The following is a 14,499-nucleotide window of genomic DNA, read 5'->3' as shown; positions in this document are numbered from 1 at the left end:
CCCCGGTGGGGTGGGCGCGGCGATCACCACATGTAGGGCATGAGGCGGTACCGCGCCTTCTGCGCGTATTCGCGGTATCCGTCCAGTTGCTCGACCAGCAGCTTCTCTTCATCGCGGATACGGATGACGAGCATCATGAGTCCGGGGACGACGGGCAGGAGCCCCCAGTAGGACCCGAGCGCGAGCGGGAAGCCGACGATGGTCAGCACGTTGCCGGTGTACATGGGGTGGCGTACGAGCCCGTACAGGCCGGTGGAGACGAGCTGCTGGCCTGTCTCCACCTGAACGGTGGAGGCCGCGAAGCTGTTCTGGATGACCACCAGGCTCGTGACGCCCAGTCCGACGGCCACCAGAACGTCGCCGAGGACGCAGATGGCCGCGGGCACCGAGGACCAACTGAAGCGATGGTCGAGCGCGCTGACCACCACCATGGCTGCCAACGAGGCGTACCACCCGGCGATGAGGACCTTTTGCAGCGTGCGGCTTTCGGCGGCAGGCCCGGCGCGTTTGCGGCGTTGATGCGCGGCGGGGTCCGCGCGTTGCAGGAAGATGCTCGGGATCCACGTCGAGAGGGCGAACACCACCAGAAAAGCCCAGGCTTGCCAGTAGTCGAAAGTCCCCGCGAGCAAGAACAGCACCAGGCCGAACACGGTGAGCTCAACAAGCCCGAATCCGACTACTCTCGCAACGGCTTTCACGATCCTCCTGTCGTCCGCCGCGGCATCGACCGCCGGCGGGCGCAACGCAGCGCACGGCTCAACCTACCGTCGGGCACCCACCAGGCGGGTGCGTTTGGTCCCAAGCTATGACCCAGCGGTGCAACCGCTTTCCGCAGGCCTCGTGCCGTAGCGTCCGTGCCTGTGGTGGAACTTCCCGACAGCAGGCAGAAGATTTCCACGATGGTCGCCATGGCCGCGTCTGTGATCCTGCTGGCTTCCTTCGCGGTGATCTACGTCGTGTTGAGCAGCGATGCCCTGACGTCGAACCTGATGGACGGCCGCTACCCGTCGACCGCGGAGGCGATGCGGGCACGAGGGGGAGCGGTGCTCAGTGGGGTGCTGGCGGTACTCGGCTACGGCGGGTTGATCTGGGCCGCAGTGATCAGAAAGACCAGGTTGGTGAAAGTCCTGAGCACTCTGTTCGGCGCTGCGCTGGTCGGATATGTCCCCGCCGCGCTCTTCGCCTGCTTCGCTGCCCTCCAGTGACTCACTTGGTGCCCTCGGTGAGATTCGAACTCACACTGTACGGGTTTTGAATCCGTTTCCTCTGCCAGTTGGGATACGAGGGCGTCCCGATCGGTACTGCGGCTTTACACCATAGAGGATGGCCCCGCGCTCGCCGAACGGCGGCCTCCACGACACAATGTTCTCCATGACCGGGTCACCGAAAGACGCTGACAGCCCCCGCCGTGTGCTCATCGCCGAGGACGAGGCGCTCATCCGCCTCGATCTCGCCGAGATGCTCCGTGAAGAGGGCTACGAGGTCGTCGGTGAGGCCGGCGACGGCCAGGAGGCCGTCGAGCTCGCCGAGGCCCTGCACCCGGACCTGGTGATCATGGACGTCAAGATGCCCAGGCGCGACGGGATCGACGCGGCCTCGGAGATCGCCAGCAAGCGCATCGCCCCGATCGTCATCCTGACCGCGTTCAGCCAGCGTGAACTGGTCGAACGTGCCCGCGACGCCGGGGCCATGGCGTATCTGGTCAAGCCGTTCAGCATCACCGACCTGGTCCCTGCCATCGAGGTGGCGGTCAGCCGGTTCAGCGAGATCGCCGCGCTGGAGAACGAGGTTGCGACGTTGGGCGACCGGCTGGAGACCCGCAAGCTGGTCGAGCGGGCAAAGGGTTTGCTGCAGAGCAAACACCAGATGACCGAGCCCGAGGCCTTCAAGTGGATTCAGCGGGCCGCGATGGACCGCCGTACCACTATGCGGCGGGTGGCCGAGGTGGTGCTGGAAACGTTGGAAGAATCCGAGGAAGCGCCGGCTCCGGAGAACTGACCGACCGGCCCGGTTGTTAATTGTGGGTTTCTGCCGGGCCGAAATTCCGCGTTCAGGCAGCACACGCGCAAGAAGCCTCACTCAACATCCCGCGCTCGGGCCGGTGGTTGGCTATGTTCTACCCGAAGCTCCGGCGCCCCGGCCTGGCAAGGTCAGGGCGTCGGTACCGCTGACAACTCTGACCCGGAGGTGAAGCGTGCGCGGTCGCGTGGCACGGAAAGCATTTGCTCTCGGAAGTGCGGGTGTGGTTGCCCTGGCGATTGCCGGCTGTAACCAGTCCGCACCGGAAGGCGGGGCATCGCAGACCAATCTGAAGATCGTCGAGAAGGTCCAGATCGACGAAAACGGTGCCGAGGTCAAGGCCGCCCAGGACGTCGCGCCCGCCGAGCCCGCCGGTGACGGCAAGGCCGTCTGCCCGCCCGTGATGCTCGGCATGATGGGCGCGCTCAACGGTCCGGACGCCGCGCTGGGTATCAACATCAAGAACGGCGTGCAGCTGGCTGTCGACAAGCACAACGCCGCGAACGCCGGCTGCCAGGTGCAGCTCAAGAGCTTTGACACTGAAGGTGATCCGCAGAAGGCGACCGGCGTGGCGCCGCAGATCGTCGACGACGCGATGATCATCGGCTTGGTAGGGCCGGCGTTCTCCGGGGAGACCAAGGCCACCGGCGATGTGTTCAACCAGGCCGGCCTGGTGGCCGCCACCGCTTCGGCGACCAACGTCACGTTGAGCGAGAACGGGTGGCGGACATTCTTCCGAGGCCTGGCCAATGACGGGGTGCAGGGTCCCTCGGTGGCCAACTATCTCAAGAACACGCTGGGCCACAAGAAAGTGTGCGTGGTCGACGACAGCACCGATTACGGGCTGGGGTTGGCCGAGGCCGTGCGTGAAACCCTTGGCCCGGTTGCTGATTCGTCGTGCAACATCTCGGTGAAGAAGGGGGACAAGGAGTTCTCGGCCGCGGTCACCCAGATCAAGAGCGCGGCCCCGGATTCGGTCTTCTACAGTGGCTACTACTCCGAGGCCGCACCGTTCGTGCAGCAGCTCAAGGACGGCGGGGTGACGGCGACGTTCGTCAGCGCCGACGGCACCAAGGATCAGCAGTTCGTCAACCAGGCGGGCGAAGCGTCGAAGGGCGCGTTGCTGTCCTGCCCGTGTGGCCCGGCGACCGGGGCGTTCGCCGACGAGTACACCAAGAAGTTCGGCCAGGCGCCCGGCACCTACAGCACCGAGGGCTATGACCTGGGCACCATCCTGCTCAAGGGCATCGACTCGGGTGCCATCACGCGGCCGGCGATGCTGGATTACGTCCGCAAGTACGAGGGCCAAGGTGTGGCGCGCAAGTACCAGTGGACCGACAAGGGCGAGCTGACCACGAACTTGATCTGGATGTACGAAGTCAAGTAGCCCTTTGAGCGAAACGCGTCCGAGACCGTCCCCAGGACTCGGACGCGTTTCGCTTCACACCCCTTGAGTCAGGAGCCGCCGCCGGATGATCCACCAGTGCGTCGAGCAGTCCGCCTGTCTGGCAGCCAACATCAGTTTCAACCTGGACGGATTGCAGGACCGATTTCTCCAACTGACGGTCGACGGGCTGTCGTGGGGTGCGATCTACGCTCTGGTGGCAGTCGGTTACACGCTGGTCTTCGGCGTCCTGCGGCTGATCAACTTTGCCCACTCCGAGATCTTCATGCTGGGCATGTTCGGGACGTACTTCTGCCTCGACGTCATCTTGGGGTTCACTCCCGGCACGCCGTACGACAAGGGCGTGATGCTGACGGTGTTCTACCTCGGTGTTGCCATGGTCTTCGCGATGCTGGTGTCCGGAACGGCGGCCGCGGGTCTCGAATTCATCGCCTACCGGCCGCTGCGAAAACGCAACGCCCGCGCATTGACGTTTCTCATCACCGCGATCGGAATGTCGTTCGTTCTGCAGGAATTCGTGCATTTCGTGTTGCCGAAAATCTTGAAAGGCTACGGCGGCAGCAACGCGCAGCAGCCCATCAAGCTGGTCCGGCCGACGATTCAGTTCACGTTGTTCGAAGGCACGAAGTTCGAGGCCGTGATCACCAACGTCACGCTGGTCATCATCGGTGCCGCCCTGGTCGTCGCGCTCCTGACCGACATCGCCATCAACCGCACCAAATTCGGACGCGGAATCCGTGCGGTCGCACAGGATCCGACCACAGCGACGCTGATGGGGGTTTCCCGGGAACGGATCATCATGTCCACGTTCCTGCTCGGTGGTCTGCTGGCCGGGGTCGCCGCGCTGCTGTTCACACTGAAGGTGCCGCAGGGCATCATCTACTCGGGCGGATTCCTGCTCGGCATCAAGGCGTTCTCAGCGGCGGTGCTGGGCGGCATCGGGAATCTCCGCGGCGCACTGCTGGGCGGTCTGCTGTTGGGCATCATGGAGAACTACGGGCAGGTGGTGTTCGGAACGCAGTGGCGTGACGTCGTGGCGTTCGTGCTGCTGGTGCTGGTGCTGTTGTTCCGGCCGACCGGGATACTCGGTGAGAGCCTCGGGAAGGCACGGGTATGAGCGAGCCTCACGGTTCAGAATCGGCCGGTTCGGTGACCAGGACGCTACTGGCCCCCGGCGACGCCATCCGCGAATACTGGTCCACCGTTCCGCGGATGGCCAAATGGGTTGTCGGCGTCGTGGGTTTCGGGCTATTGGCGCTGCTGCCGTTGTTCACCCCGAGTTTCCTCAATACCCCTGGCATCAGTTTCGGCGGCACCATGGCGCAGTTCGCGATGATCGCCGTCATCGCGATCGGCCTCAATGTCGTCGTCGGTCAGGCCGGCCTCCTCGATCTGGGTTATGTGGGCTTCTATGCCGTCGGCGCGTACACCGTCGCCTTGTTGACCAGCCCCGACAGCCCCTGGAACAAGGTGGGCCCCGACGGCTTCTTCAGCAAGGACTGGGCGTGGCTGTCCTGTGTGCCGTTGGCCATGGCCGTCACCGCGCTGGCCGGGTTGATCCTGGGAACGCCGACACTTCGGTTGCGCGGCGACTACCTGGCCATCGTCACCCTCGGCTTCGGTGAGATCATCCGGCTGCTCGCCGACAACCTGTCCGACATCACCAACGGTTCACGTGGGCTCAATCAGGTCGCCTACCCGCGGGTGGGGGAGAGCGAGAAGCTGCCCAACGGTGTGTTCTCCAGCGGCAATTCGGTCGGTGAGGCCAACTACGGCACGTGGTGGTTCTGGCTGGGCCTGATCCTGATGATCGGGATCCTGCTGTTGGTCGGCAACCTGGAACGCAGCCGGGTCGGGCGCGCCTGGGTGGCCATCCGTGAGGACGAGGACGCCGCAGAAGTGATGGGCGTCAACACCTTCCGGTTCAAGCTGTGGGCCTTCGTGATCGGCGCCGCGATCGGTGGGCTCGCAGGTGCGCTCTACGCCGGGCAGGTCCAGTACGTGGCACCGCCGACGTTCAACATCATCAACTCGATGTTGTTCCTGTGCGCGGTCGTGCTCGGCGGGCAGGGTAACAAGCTCGGCGTGATCTTCGGCGCCTTCATCGTGGTGTATCTGCCGAACCGCCTCCTTGGGGTCGAGTTCCTCGGGATCAACCTCGGTGATCTCAAGTACCTGTTCTTCGGTTTGGCGCTGGTGGTGCTGATGATCTTCCGGCCGCAGGGTCTGTTCCCGGTGCGCCAGCAGCTGTTGACCTATGGCAGATCGGCGCGACGGTTGTTGCGCGGTGCCGCAGACAAGGAGCCGGTGGGATGAGCGAGCCCATGCCCGGTGTGACCGAGAGTGTCGAGGAGCTGGCCGGGGTTCACCGTGACATCCAGGCCGCCGAAGGTGAGATCCTGCTCGAGACCCGGGAGCTCACCGTGAAGTTCGGTGGCCTGGTGGCCCTGGACTCGGTCAGTTTCAACATCCGCCGCGGCGAGATCCTCGGTCTGATCGGACCCAACGGTGCGGGCAAGACCACGTGCTTCAACGCGATCACCGGTGTGTACCGGCCCAGCTCGGGTTCGGTCGTGTTCGACGGCGCCCCGTTGGGCCGCATCAAACGGCACCAGATCACCCGCCGGGGTATCGCCCGCACCTTCCAGAACATCCGCCTCTTCGGCGAGATGACCGCACTGGAGAACGTGATGGTGGGAACCGACGCGCGGCACAAGACCTCGGTGCCGGGTGCCTTGGTGCGGTCCCCGCGGCACGGTCGCGAGGAGCGCTCGGCGATCGAACGTGCCGTGGCGTTGCTGCACTTTGTCGGGATCGCGCATCGTGGCGAGGAGAAGGCAAAGAACCTCCCCTACGGGGATCAGCGGCGCCTCGAGATCGCCCGCGCGCTGGCCACCGAGCCCAAGCTGCTGTGCCTGGACGAACCGGCTGCCGGGTTCAACCCGGCCGAGAAGGCCTCGCTGATCGAGTTGATCCGCAAGATCCGCGACGACGGCTACACGGTGCTGCTGATCGAGCACGACATGCGACTGGTGATGGGCGTGACCGACCGCATCGTGGTGCTGGAGTTCGGCCGCAAGATCGCCGACGGCCTACCGTCGGAGATCCGTGAAGATCCGCGAGTGATCGCCGCCTATCTGGGGGTACCCGATGACGACATCTCCTGAATTGTCACCGACGGAGACCAGCCGCTCGGTACTGCTCGAGGTGCGCGACGCGGTGGTGCACTACGGCCGCATCAAGGCATTGCACGGGGTTTCACTGGTGGTGCACGAGGGAGAGCTGGTCACGCTGCTGGGCTCCAACGGGGCCGGCAAGACCACCATGATGCGCGCGATCTCGGGCCTGCGGTCGCTGACCTCGGGCTCGGTGTGGTTCGAGGGCCGCGACATCTCGCGCGTGAAAGCCCACCAGCGCGTCATCGACGGGCTGATCCAGGCCCCGGAGGGACGCGGGGTCTTTCCCGGTATGACCGTGGTGGAAAACCTGGAGATGGGTTGCTATGGGCGCAAATTCGCGTCCCGCGGCGAGCACGACGAGCGTTTGGACTGGGTGTTCACGACGTTCCCGAGGCTGGCCGAGCGGCGTTCCCAGGTGGGCGGCACCCTCTCGGGCGGGGAGCAGCAGATGTTGGCCATCGGCCGCGCGTTGATGGCCCGGCCCAGGGTGCTGCTGCTCGACGAACCGTCGATGGGACTGGCACCGATGGTGATCTCACAGATCTTCAAGATCATCTCCGAGATCAACACCCAGGGCACCACGGTGCTGCTGGTGGAGCAGAACGCCCAACAGGCCCTGAGCCGCTCGGACCGGGCCTACATCCTCGAGACCGGCAGTGTCACCCGCACCGGTGCTGCGCGGGAATTGTTGGCGGACGACAGTATTCGCGCCGCCTATCTCGGCGTGGCCTGAACCCCCAGGCGTCGCGAGCGTGCGGGCCTGCCGGCGACACGCCGCGCAGGATTCGGCATTTGTGCACCTTCACGGCACGCTGAGGTGGTGATGGTAGGCAAATCGATCGCGCTGTTCGTGCTGGCCGCGGTGTTGGAGATCGGCGGGGCCTGGTTGGTGTGGCAGGGCATACGGGAGCACCGCGGTTGGATGTGGATGGGGGCCGGGGTGATCGCGCTCGGCGCCTACGGTTTCGTCGCAGCGTTCCAGCCCGACGCCCACTTCGGTCGGGTGCTGGCCGCCTACGGCGGGGTGTTCATCGCCGGATCGTTGTTGTGGGGCATGGCCGCCGACGGCTTCCGGCCCGACCGCTGGGATGTCACCGGCGCACTTGTGGCGCTCGTCGGGGTCGGCCTGATCATGTACGCCCCGCGTTGAGGCTGTCAGCCCAGATGGGCGCTGTCGTCGTCGAGATCGTCGCGGCGCAGGCCCATGGGCGTGGCGGCCGGCACGTCACCGGCGGCCACCACCTGGCGGGTGATCGGTGTCAGCGTCGCGAACAGGGTGGTGATCTCGTCGTCGGTCAACGCGTCCAGCGCCGCCACCGACAACTCGTCGGTACGGTCCTCGACCGCCTGCTTTACGGCGCGCCCGGCGTCGGTCAGGTCGCCCCGGCTGTCCAGCCAGCCCCGGGAGCGCAGCCGCTCGACGTAATGCTCCCACTGCTCGTCGTCGTAGTCGCGGCTGCGCATGATCATCTCGCGCGGCACCCGGCCGGCCGCGGCATGCAGTACATTGCTTTCCCGGCCGCTGATCCCCTCGGCGACCAGCACGGCGATGTGGGAGTCGCCGCGTTGCTCGCGCAGCAGGGTGACCGCGTGCCAGAGCTTCGCGATCGGTTCCTCGGGCCACGGCAAGGCCCGATTGGCGGCGTAGAGCGGCCGCCCCTCCAGCGGTGCGGTGCGAGCTGCCTTCGCGGTCAGCTCGGCGGCCAGGCGAGTGGATTCGGAGTCGGCCACCCCGGAGCGACGCAGCGCCGCGACCGCCGTGTCCGATCGCATCTGCAAATGCGTTGCCGGACTTGCTATGTCCCAGACCGCCGGCAGCGCCTTGGCAACCCGCTCGGCGGTGAAGTTGTAGAACGCGGCCGTCACGACTTCCGGCGCCACGATGCCGAGTGGAGCCGAGCGGCTGGCGAAGTACCCCATCCAGAAGCCGCGGTAGCCCGCGGCATCGAAGGCCGCCCGGGGCTCGGGGGCGAAGTAGGTGACTCCGTGTACCGGCTCCAGCCGCTCGAAGAATCGACGTGCCAACGCGGGAGTGCGAGTCATTCCGCTAGTTAAGCATCGGGGCCGACCGGATCGATCACCGCGGTGGCGGCCTCGTCGATGATGGCCCGCATCGCCCGCTCCGCGGCGTCTTCGTCGCGCAGCCGGATGGCCCGGGCGACCTCGTCGTGCAGCTCGATGGCGGCCGGATTGGGGGAGTGCGGCATCAGGCCGTGCTCGGTGCGTCCGGCCAGGACCTCGGCTACGACGTCGTTGAGCGCGCGGAACATCTCGTTGCCGCTGGCCTCGAGCAGGGTTCGATGGAATACCTTGTCCGCCAGTAGGTATGCGTCGAGGTTGCCGGACCGCCCGTGCACCACCATGTCCGACACCGCGGCGGCCAGCACCCGGCATTGGTCCGGATTCGCCCGTCGGGCGGCGAGTGCCGCGGCAGCGGGTTCGAAACCGCGCCGCAGCTCCGACAGTGATGCCAGCAGCGCTGCCCGGTCGCCGGCCTGTAGGCGCCACCGAATCAGCCTGGGGTCGAACACGTTCCACTTGCGCGCCGGCTGGACGGTGATCCCGACCCGGCGTCGAGATTCGACCATGCCCATCGACTCGAGCACCCGGATCACCTCGCGCGCGACGCTGCGGGACACCTCATGCTCGGCGCTGAGCCGGTCCAGGGTCAGCACCTGCTCGGCCGCCAGCTCGCCGGAGACGATTCCGGTGCCGAGCGAGGTCAGCAGGCTGGCATGCAGCGCGCCGACGTTTGAGGGCGAGGACACGGTTACATCCTGTCATATTGCGCGTTGAGCAGTAAAAAACAGATGTAATCGTGACCTTGTTGCAAACGTATGCTTTTTGCGTCATGCTGTGTGACGGCAGACACACATTGTGAGGGATGTATGGGTTCACCAGTCGTGGTCATGGGCGTATCGGGGTCAGGGAAATCGACAGTAGGCGCCGCGCTGGCACAGCGAATGCGCGTTCCGTTCGCCGACGGCGATGACTTTCACCCCGCCGCCAACATCGCCAAGATGTCGGCGGGCCACGCTCTCGACGACGCCGATCGCTATCCCTGGCTGGAGGCGATCGGCGACTGGCTCGCCGAGCACCACGAAGGTGGTGTGATGAGTTGCTCGGCACTCAAACACAAATACCGCGACCAATTGCGGCGGCACTGTCCCGGCGTCGTGTTTCTGTACCTGAGCGGCACACGCGAAGTGATCCGCCGACGTCAGGCCAGTCGGCCGGGACATTTCATGCCGGCCACGCTGCTGGACTCCCAATTCGCGACGCTGGAGCCGCTCGGACCGGATGAGGCCGGTGTGGCCATCGACGTAGATCAGAGCATCGATGCCATCGTCGACGAATATGTGGCCCAATGCGACGCTGCGACAACCGAACAGGAGAACCGATGACCTCGACGCTCACTCATCTCGCGGCCGGGACGGAGCTGGTTGAGCCGGTGGCGGGTGGCGCGCAGTTGGTCCTGGCCGCACTGGCCGGCATCGCGCTGATCGTCGTGCTGATCACGATCGTCAAGCTGCATCCGTTCCTGGCCCTGATCTTCGGCGCGCTGACCGTGGGCATGGCTGCGGGCGAGAACATCAGCGACGTGCTCGCCTCGTTCTCCAGCGGATTCGGGTCCACCGCCGCCAGCGTCGGGATCTTGATCGCTCTCGGCGCGATGTTCGCCAAGCTGTTGGCCGATTCCGGGGGAGCGGACGAGATCGTCGACACCATCGTCGGACACGCGTCACCGCGGATGCTGCCGTGGGCAATGGCGTTGGTGGGCGCGATCATCGGCCTGCCGATGTTCTTCGAGATCGGCCTGGTGCTGCTGATGCCGGTGATCTACCTGGTGGCCCGCCGTTCGCAACTTTCCCTGATCACGGTCGGCATTCCTGCGCTGGCGGGCCTGTCGGCCATGCACGGATTTGTTCCACCGCATCCGGGACCGGTCGCCGCGATCTCCTTGCTCAACGCCGACCTCGGGGTCACGCTGGCGCTGGGTGTGCTGGTGGCAATCCCGACGATCGTTGTGGCAGGCCCGTTGTTCGGCAAGTTGGCCGGACACTGGGTCGTTCTCGAGGTCCCGGACCGGTTCGACGCCGCGGACCCTACGGAAGGGCAATCGAACGGCGATGGCACCGCCGGCGCGGCGGGAACGGTGACCGCGACGAAGACGCGGCCGACCTTCGGCCTCACCATGTTCAGCGTGCTGTTGCCCGTCGCGCTGATGATGGGCAAGGCGCTCGTCGACATCCTGGTCGACGACAAGTCGCATCTGCTGCGTCAGACGTTCGACATCCTCGGCCAGCCCTTGATGGCGTTGCTCATCGCGGTGGTCGTCGGCATGTTCACTCTCGGTGGCGGAGCCAAGATGAGCCGAGACGAGATCGTGAAGATCATCGAGTCATCTCTGCCGCCGGTGGCAGGCATCATCCTGATCGTGGCGGCCGGCGGCGGATTCAAACAGGTTCTGGTCGACACGGGAATCGGCACCCTGCTCGCCGAATGGGCCAAGGGCGCCAATCTGTCCGTGGTGCTGCTGGCGTGGGTGCTGGCCGTACTGATCCGGTTGGCGACCGGGTCGGCCACCGTGGCCACCATCACCGCGTCGTCGCTCATGCTCGGCCTGGTAGATGGGATGAGCACCGGCCAGGTATCCCTGGTGGTGCTCGCGGTGGGTGCCGGATCGTTGTTCTTCTCGCACGTCAACGACGCCGGATTCTGGCTCGTGAAGGAATATTTCGGGATGTCCGTGGGCCAGACCATCAAGTCCTGGTCGCTGATGGAAACCGTGCTGTCGGTATCCGGTCTGGTTTTCGTCCTCTTGCTGGGGCTGGTCGTCTGAGACGGTAAGCCGAACCCCGAAACGTGAGGTGCCCGGTGAACGGGCACCTCACGCAAGGGTTCTCAGCCCCGGACCACCTGTGTTCCGCCGGCGAGTTCGTCGTGCTTGCCCTGTTTGGTGGGGCTGCCGCTGATGGTCACTGCGATGACGATCATCGCGACGACTGCCAGAAGGCCGCCCACCCACGGGATGATCGTCAGCAGGGTGAAGGCATTGCGAATCGCCGACTGCGCGGCCGTCGGCTTCGGTGTGCCGCCGGGTCCGTGTACTGCGAGCCCCAGTACCTTCTTGCCCGGTGTCGACCCCATCCCCACTTCGAACGCCACGTAATAGATGAACATGAGGAGTCCGGTGAACAGACCGGTCACCCAGTAGCTCGACAGTGAGTCGGTGACGAACGACAGGAAGAACGCGCCGATCATGACGACGATCCCGTCGATCACGCGCGCCAGCCAGCGCCGGCCCAAGCCGCCTGGGGTCTGGGTGCCATAGGGCGGGGGATACCCACCCGGTACTTGCCCGCCATAGGGCGGTGGGTAGCCGCCCGGTTGTCCGTACTGACCGAATTCCGGTGGAGAGTCGCCCGTACTCATGCCGTCAACGCTACCGACTCCGTCGCTGCTCGAGTTGGGCTCGCGCGACATCGGCCAGCGCAGCGGAGCGTTCACGCGCGGCTTCGGCGAGTTCGGGTGCCCGCTCACGGGCGATGTGGGCGAACTCGGTGGCGCGTTCGCGGGCCGCGTCGGCCACCTCGGGACCGTGTTCCCGCGCGAGTTGCGCCAATTCGGTCGCCCATTCAGTCGTCCGTTCCACTGCCGCATCGGCGAGTTCGCGGCCGCGTTCGGCACCGACGGCCAGGCCCTGACCGACCTTCTCGGCGAACGCACTGTCGGTGAGGGCGTCACTGCTTGCGGATACACCGGGAACGACGGCGGCGACGCTGGCCGAGACGTTCCGTGCCGCACGGCGTCCGCGCCAGGCCAACGACGGCTTGCCGGCCGTGTCGGCTGCGGCGATGATCAGCCCGCCCAACAGACTCACGTCGGTGAGAAACTCACGACGCTGAGCCGCGGCGTGTTGCGGGTCGGTGTCTTTCAGGAATGCCTGTGAACCAATGCTTCTCGGAATCATCGTGATGGCCAGCGCCGCTGCGGTGAGGCGAGGGGCCCGGCCGAGCGCCAGGAGTAGCCCACCGCCCACCTGAACCGCCGCGTTGACCCGTGCGACCGTGTCGGCGTTGTTCGGAACCCCGGCACCCACGGGGCCGGGCAGTGCACTCAGCGCACCCAGGGTTCTGCGTGTCGCTTCGGTGGAGGTGCTCGGGTCGCGCAGGGTCTCGACGCCTCGGGCGATGAAGGTCGCAGACAGCATGGGGCGGGCGATTCGTCTGATCAACATGAGCTAGGAGTTCCCAGAGCCCGCCAGGGCAAACCTGTCCGGTCAGGTCAGCGTCGCCCGGCCAGCAATACCTCGCTGAGATGGGTGGTGGTCTGGACGCCGTCGTCGTAGCCGCCCTGGTCGCCGAGCGCGTTCATGATCGCCAGCGTGTAGCGCTGCTGTGGTCCGGCGAAGCCGACGCTGTTGACCACCCAGCCGCCTTGTTCGAGTGACCAGCCGTCCTTGTTACCGGGATTCATCGCCGGTCCGGCACCCCACACGCCCCACTGTTGATTCGCGTCCACGTGCTGCAGCGCATCCACGATGCCGGCTGTCTCGGCCGGGGTCAGGCTGGTCAGCGTGTAGGTCATCAACCGATCCAGATCCTCGGGTGTGGCCTTCTGGAAGCCCCAGTACGGGAACGTCCTGCTGAACCCGCGCTGCGGTTGCAGCCCGGTCAGCCCGTACGCGGGGAAGTCGGCGTTGAACGCCTGGTGATCGGCGCCGCTGTACCGCGACCACAGGGTGTCGGCTGCATCGTCGTCAGAGGAGTGCAGCATGGCCGCCATCAGGGCCCGGTCCCAATCGGTCAGCGTGACGGTGCCGGCCCGTTGCCTGGTCAGCAGGTCGACCACCATGGCCAGCTTGATCGTGGACGCCGTCCACACCTGTTCGCCGGCGTGTGCATTTCGGTAGACCGCGCCGGTGGTGCGGTCACGCAGGACGTACCCGACCGTGCCCGGGCGGGTCGCCAAGTAGGCGTCGGCAGCGGCCAGGCGCTCCGAAAAGTCGCAGTCCGATCCGGTCGGACAGGCGGCACTCGCCGACGGGACAGTGGTGCCGGCGCCCAACGCGGCCAATACGCAGGCAAAGGACAGGAGGCGGCGCATAGGAGTAGCTTCGCAGGGTGGATCCGCTGGCCGGCACGGGGCTGTGAACTACGAGTGGGAACAGTTGGGGGCGGGTGTGTGGCGCACGCGCCTGCCCTTCCTGGACGTGACCGTCGGTCTGGTCAGTGGCAGCACCGATGCTTTGTTGGTCGATGCCGGTACGACTTTGGCCGAGGCACGCGGCATCGAGGCCGATGTCGCGGTGCTCACAGGTCATCGGGTCGGGCATATCGTCCTGACGCACAACCATTTTGACCACGTCCTCGGTTGCTCCTGGTTCAAGGATGCCGAAATCTGTGGTGCACCAGAAGTTGCCGCTGCCATGACAAGCGGCCGGCCGCTTTTGCGCGAGGACGCGGTCCGCTACGGCGCCGACCCCGACGACGTCGACCGGGCCATCGCGGCAATGCCGGAGTCCGTGCATGAGGTGTCCGGTGGAGAGATCGATCTCGGTGGCCGGACCGTGAGCATCTGCCGCCCCGGCGCCGGCCACACCAACCACGATCTGATCGTCACGGTGCCGGACAGGCATACGGTCGTGTTCTGTGGTGACCTCGTCGAGCAGTCCGGCGACCCGGTCATCGACGCCGACTCCGACCTCGAATCCTGGCCGGTCACCCTGGAGGCGGTGCTGGCCGCGGGCGGGGAGGACGGGATTTACGTTCCCGGCCACGGCGCCGTCGTCGACGCGCATTTCATCCGGCTTCAGCAGCGTTGGCTGGGTGCCCGGCGGCCTTCGTGATCCCCGCCGTCCAAATTAGTTAGCCCATATGCGACGATTCGCCG

General features: G+C 65.9%; 17 protein-coding genes and 1 tRNA gene. 11 read left to right on the top strand and 7 right to left on the bottom strand.

Annotation, left to right across the window (positions count from 1 at the left end; genetic code table 11):
- Positions 1 to 23: 23 nt before the first annotated feature.
- Complete coding sequence (locus A5779_RS10550) at positions 24 to 698, bottom strand: methyltransferase family protein (RefSeq protein WP_064881529.1); 675 nt, start codon at positions 696 to 698, stop codon at positions 24 to 26.
- A 210-nt stretch (positions 699 to 908) separates the two neighbouring features.
- Here A5779_RS10550 and A5779_RS10545 point away from each other — a divergent pair, with 210 nt between their 5' ends.
- Positions 909 to 1,205 (top strand): hypothetical protein, encoded by a 297-nt coding sequence (locus A5779_RS10545; RefSeq protein ID WP_131811629.1) that lies wholly within the window; start codon positions 909 to 911, stop codon positions 1,203 to 1,205.
- 6 nt (positions 1,206 to 1,211) lie between these two features.
- Here the strand turns inward: A5779_RS10545 and A5779_RS10540 are convergent.
- Positions 1,212 to 1,288, bottom strand: a tRNA-Leu gene (locus A5779_RS10540).
- 83 nt (positions 1,289 to 1,371) lie between these two features.
- Between A5779_RS10540 and A5779_RS10535 the strand changes: the two genes are divergently transcribed.
- The 7 genes from A5779_RS10535 (at position 1,372) to A5779_RS10505 (ending at position 7,753) form a co-directional block, all read left to right on the top strand.
- Complete coding sequence (locus A5779_RS10535; protein ID WP_064881559.1) at positions 1,372 to 1,998, top strand: two-component system response regulator PdtaR; 627 nt, start codon at positions 1,372 to 1,374, stop codon at positions 1,996 to 1,998.
- A 196-nt stretch (positions 1,999 to 2,194) separates the two neighbouring features.
- Positions 2,195 to 3,406: a branched-chain amino acid ABC transporter substrate-binding protein gene (locus A5779_RS10530; protein WP_064881524.1), complete on the top strand. Its 1,212-nt coding sequence runs from the start codon at positions 2,195 to 2,197 to the stop codon at positions 3,404 to 3,406.
- 85 nt (positions 3,407 to 3,491) lie between these two features.
- A complete protein-coding gene (locus A5779_RS10525; RefSeq protein WP_064881522.1) occupies positions 3,492 to 4,541 on the top strand; it encodes a branched-chain amino acid ABC transporter permease in 1,050 nt (349 codons plus the stop codon).
- Complete coding sequence (locus tag A5779_RS10520; RefSeq protein WP_064881520.1) at positions 4,538 to 5,740, top strand: branched-chain amino acid ABC transporter permease; 1,203 nt, start codon at positions 4,538 to 4,540, stop codon at positions 5,738 to 5,740. The genes A5779_RS10525 and A5779_RS10520 overlap by 4 nt, the downstream gene beginning before the upstream one ends.
- Complete coding sequence (locus A5779_RS10515) at positions 5,737 to 6,591, top strand: ABC transporter ATP-binding protein (protein WP_064881518.1); 855 nt, start codon at positions 5,737 to 5,739, stop codon at positions 6,589 to 6,591. The genes A5779_RS10520 and A5779_RS10515 overlap by 4 nt, the downstream gene beginning before the upstream one ends.
- Positions 6,575 to 7,336, top strand: coding sequence for an ABC transporter ATP-binding protein (locus tag A5779_RS10510; protein WP_064881516.1), 762 nt, complete (start codon positions 6,575 to 6,577; stop codon positions 7,334 to 7,336). The genes A5779_RS10515 and A5779_RS10510 overlap by 17 nt, the downstream gene beginning before the upstream one ends.
- 90 nt (positions 7,337 to 7,426) lie before the next feature.
- On the top strand, positions 7,427 to 7,753 hold the full coding sequence (locus A5779_RS10505) for a YnfA family protein (protein WP_064881557.1): 327 nt from the start codon (positions 7,427 to 7,429) through the stop codon (positions 7,751 to 7,753).
- A 5-nt stretch (positions 7,754 to 7,758) separates the two neighbouring features.
- Here the strand turns inward: A5779_RS10505 and A5779_RS10500 are convergent, their stop codons facing one another.
- Positions 7,759 to 8,646, bottom strand: coding sequence for an SCO6745 family protein (locus A5779_RS10500; protein ID WP_064881514.1), 888 nt, complete (start codon positions 8,644 to 8,646; stop codon positions 7,759 to 7,761).
- 8 nt (positions 8,647 to 8,654) lie between these two features.
- Positions 8,655 to 9,371: a FadR/GntR family transcriptional regulator gene (locus tag A5779_RS10495; protein ID WP_064881512.1), complete on the bottom strand. Its 717-nt coding sequence runs from the start codon at positions 9,369 to 9,371 to the stop codon at positions 8,655 to 8,657.
- Between the two features lie 120 nt (positions 9,372 to 9,491).
- Between A5779_RS10495 and A5779_RS10490 the strand changes: the two genes are divergently transcribed.
- Both A5779_RS10490 and A5779_RS10485 read left to right on the top strand, forming a co-directional pair.
- A complete protein-coding gene (locus A5779_RS10490) occupies positions 9,492 to 10,007 on the top strand; it encodes a gluconokinase (RefSeq protein ID WP_064881510.1) in 516 nt (171 codons plus the stop codon).
- Positions 10,004 to 11,446 carry a GntP family permease gene (locus A5779_RS10485; protein ID WP_064881508.1) on the top strand — a complete coding sequence of 481 codons (1,443 nt, stop codon included), beginning with the start codon at positions 10,004 to 10,006 and terminating at the stop codon, positions 11,444 to 11,446. The genes A5779_RS10490 and A5779_RS10485 overlap by 4 nt, the downstream gene beginning before the upstream one ends.
- Before the next feature lie 62 nt (positions 11,447 to 11,508).
- On the opposite strand, the gene A5779_RS10480 is transcribed toward A5779_RS10485, so the two are convergent.
- The 3 genes from A5779_RS10480 to A5779_RS10470 are packed head-to-tail and all read right to left on the bottom strand — an operon-like array spanning position 11,509 to position 13,713.
- The gene (locus A5779_RS10480) at positions 11,509 to 12,039 is read right to left on the bottom strand and encodes an RDD family protein (protein WP_055114004.1); all 531 of its coding nucleotides are present in this window, start codon (positions 12,037 to 12,039) and stop codon (positions 11,509 to 11,511) included.
- A gap of 10 nt (positions 12,040 to 12,049) precedes the next feature.
- Positions 12,050 to 12,844: a DoxX family membrane protein gene (locus tag A5779_RS10475; RefSeq protein ID WP_064881506.1), complete on the bottom strand. Its 795-nt coding sequence runs from the start codon at positions 12,842 to 12,844 to the stop codon at positions 12,050 to 12,052.
- 47 nt (positions 12,845 to 12,891) lie between these two features.
- Positions 12,892 to 13,713 carry a serine hydrolase family protein gene (locus A5779_RS10470; RefSeq protein WP_207549062.1) on the bottom strand — a complete coding sequence of 274 codons (822 nt, stop codon included), beginning with the start codon at positions 13,711 to 13,713 and terminating at the stop codon, positions 12,892 to 12,894.
- Between the two features lie 43 nt (positions 13,714 to 13,756).
- Between A5779_RS10470 and A5779_RS10465 the strand changes: the two genes are divergently transcribed.
- Positions 13,757 to 14,455, top strand: coding sequence for an MBL fold metallo-hydrolase (locus tag A5779_RS10465; protein ID WP_064881504.1), 699 nt, complete (start codon positions 13,757 to 13,759; stop codon positions 14,453 to 14,455).
- Positions 14,456 to 14,499: the final 44 nt, after the last annotated feature.

This window comes from Mycolicibacterium peregrinum, assembly GCF_001665625.1.
GTDB lineage: Bacteria > Actinomycetota > Actinomycetes > Mycobacteriales > Mycobacteriaceae > Mycobacterium > Mycobacterium peregrinum_B.
This window is presented reverse-complemented; position numbering and strand designations above follow the sequence as displayed.

Excerpts from the sequence above, each read along its gene's own strand:
- A5779_RS10545 (WP_131811629.1), top strand. The coding sequence starts at position 909 with ATGGCCGCGTCTGTGATCCTGCTGGCTTCCTTCGCGGTGATCTACGTC.
- A5779_RS10535 (WP_064881559.1), top strand. The coding sequence starts at position 1,372 with ATGACCGGGTCACCGAAAGACGCTGACAGCCCCCGCCGTGTGCTCATC.
- A5779_RS10525 (WP_064881522.1), top strand. The coding sequence starts at position 3,492 with ATGATCCACCAGTGCGTCGAGCAGTCCGCCTGTCTGGCAGCCAACATC.
- A5779_RS10520 (WP_064881520.1), top strand. The coding sequence starts at position 4,538 with ATGAGCGAGCCTCACGGTTCAGAATCGGCCGGTTCGGTGACCAGGACG.
- A5779_RS10515 (WP_064881518.1), top strand. The coding sequence starts at position 5,737 with ATGAGCGAGCCCATGCCCGGTGTGACCGAGAGTGTCGAGGAGCTGGCC.
- A5779_RS10510 (WP_064881516.1), top strand. The coding sequence starts at position 6,575 with ATGACGACATCTCCTGAATTGTCACCGACGGAGACCAGCCGCTCGGTA.
- A5779_RS10505 (WP_064881557.1), top strand. The coding sequence starts at position 7,427 with ATGGTAGGCAAATCGATCGCGCTGTTCGTGCTGGCCGCGGTGTTGGAG.
- A5779_RS10500 (WP_064881514.1), bottom strand. The coding sequence starts at position 8,646 with ATGACTCGCACTCCCGCGTTGGCACGTCGATTCTTCGAGCGGCTGGAG.
- A5779_RS10490 (WP_064881510.1), top strand. The coding sequence starts at position 9,492 with ATGGGTTCACCAGTCGTGGTCATGGGCGTATCGGGGTCAGGGAAATCG.
- A5779_RS10485 (WP_064881508.1), top strand. The coding sequence starts at position 10,004 with ATGACCTCGACGCTCACTCATCTCGCGGCCGGGACGGAGCTGGTTGAG.
- A5779_RS10480 (WP_055114004.1), bottom strand. The coding sequence starts at position 12,039 with ATGAGTACGGGCGACTCTCCACCGGAATTCGGTCAGTACGGACAACCG.
- A5779_RS10475 (WP_064881506.1), bottom strand. The coding sequence starts at position 12,844 with ATGTTGATCAGACGAATCGCCCGCCCCATGCTGTCTGCGACCTTCATC.
- A5779_RS10470 (WP_207549062.1), bottom strand. The coding sequence starts at position 13,713 with ATGCGCCGCCTCCTGTCCTTTGCCTGCGTATTGGCCGCGTTGGGCGCC.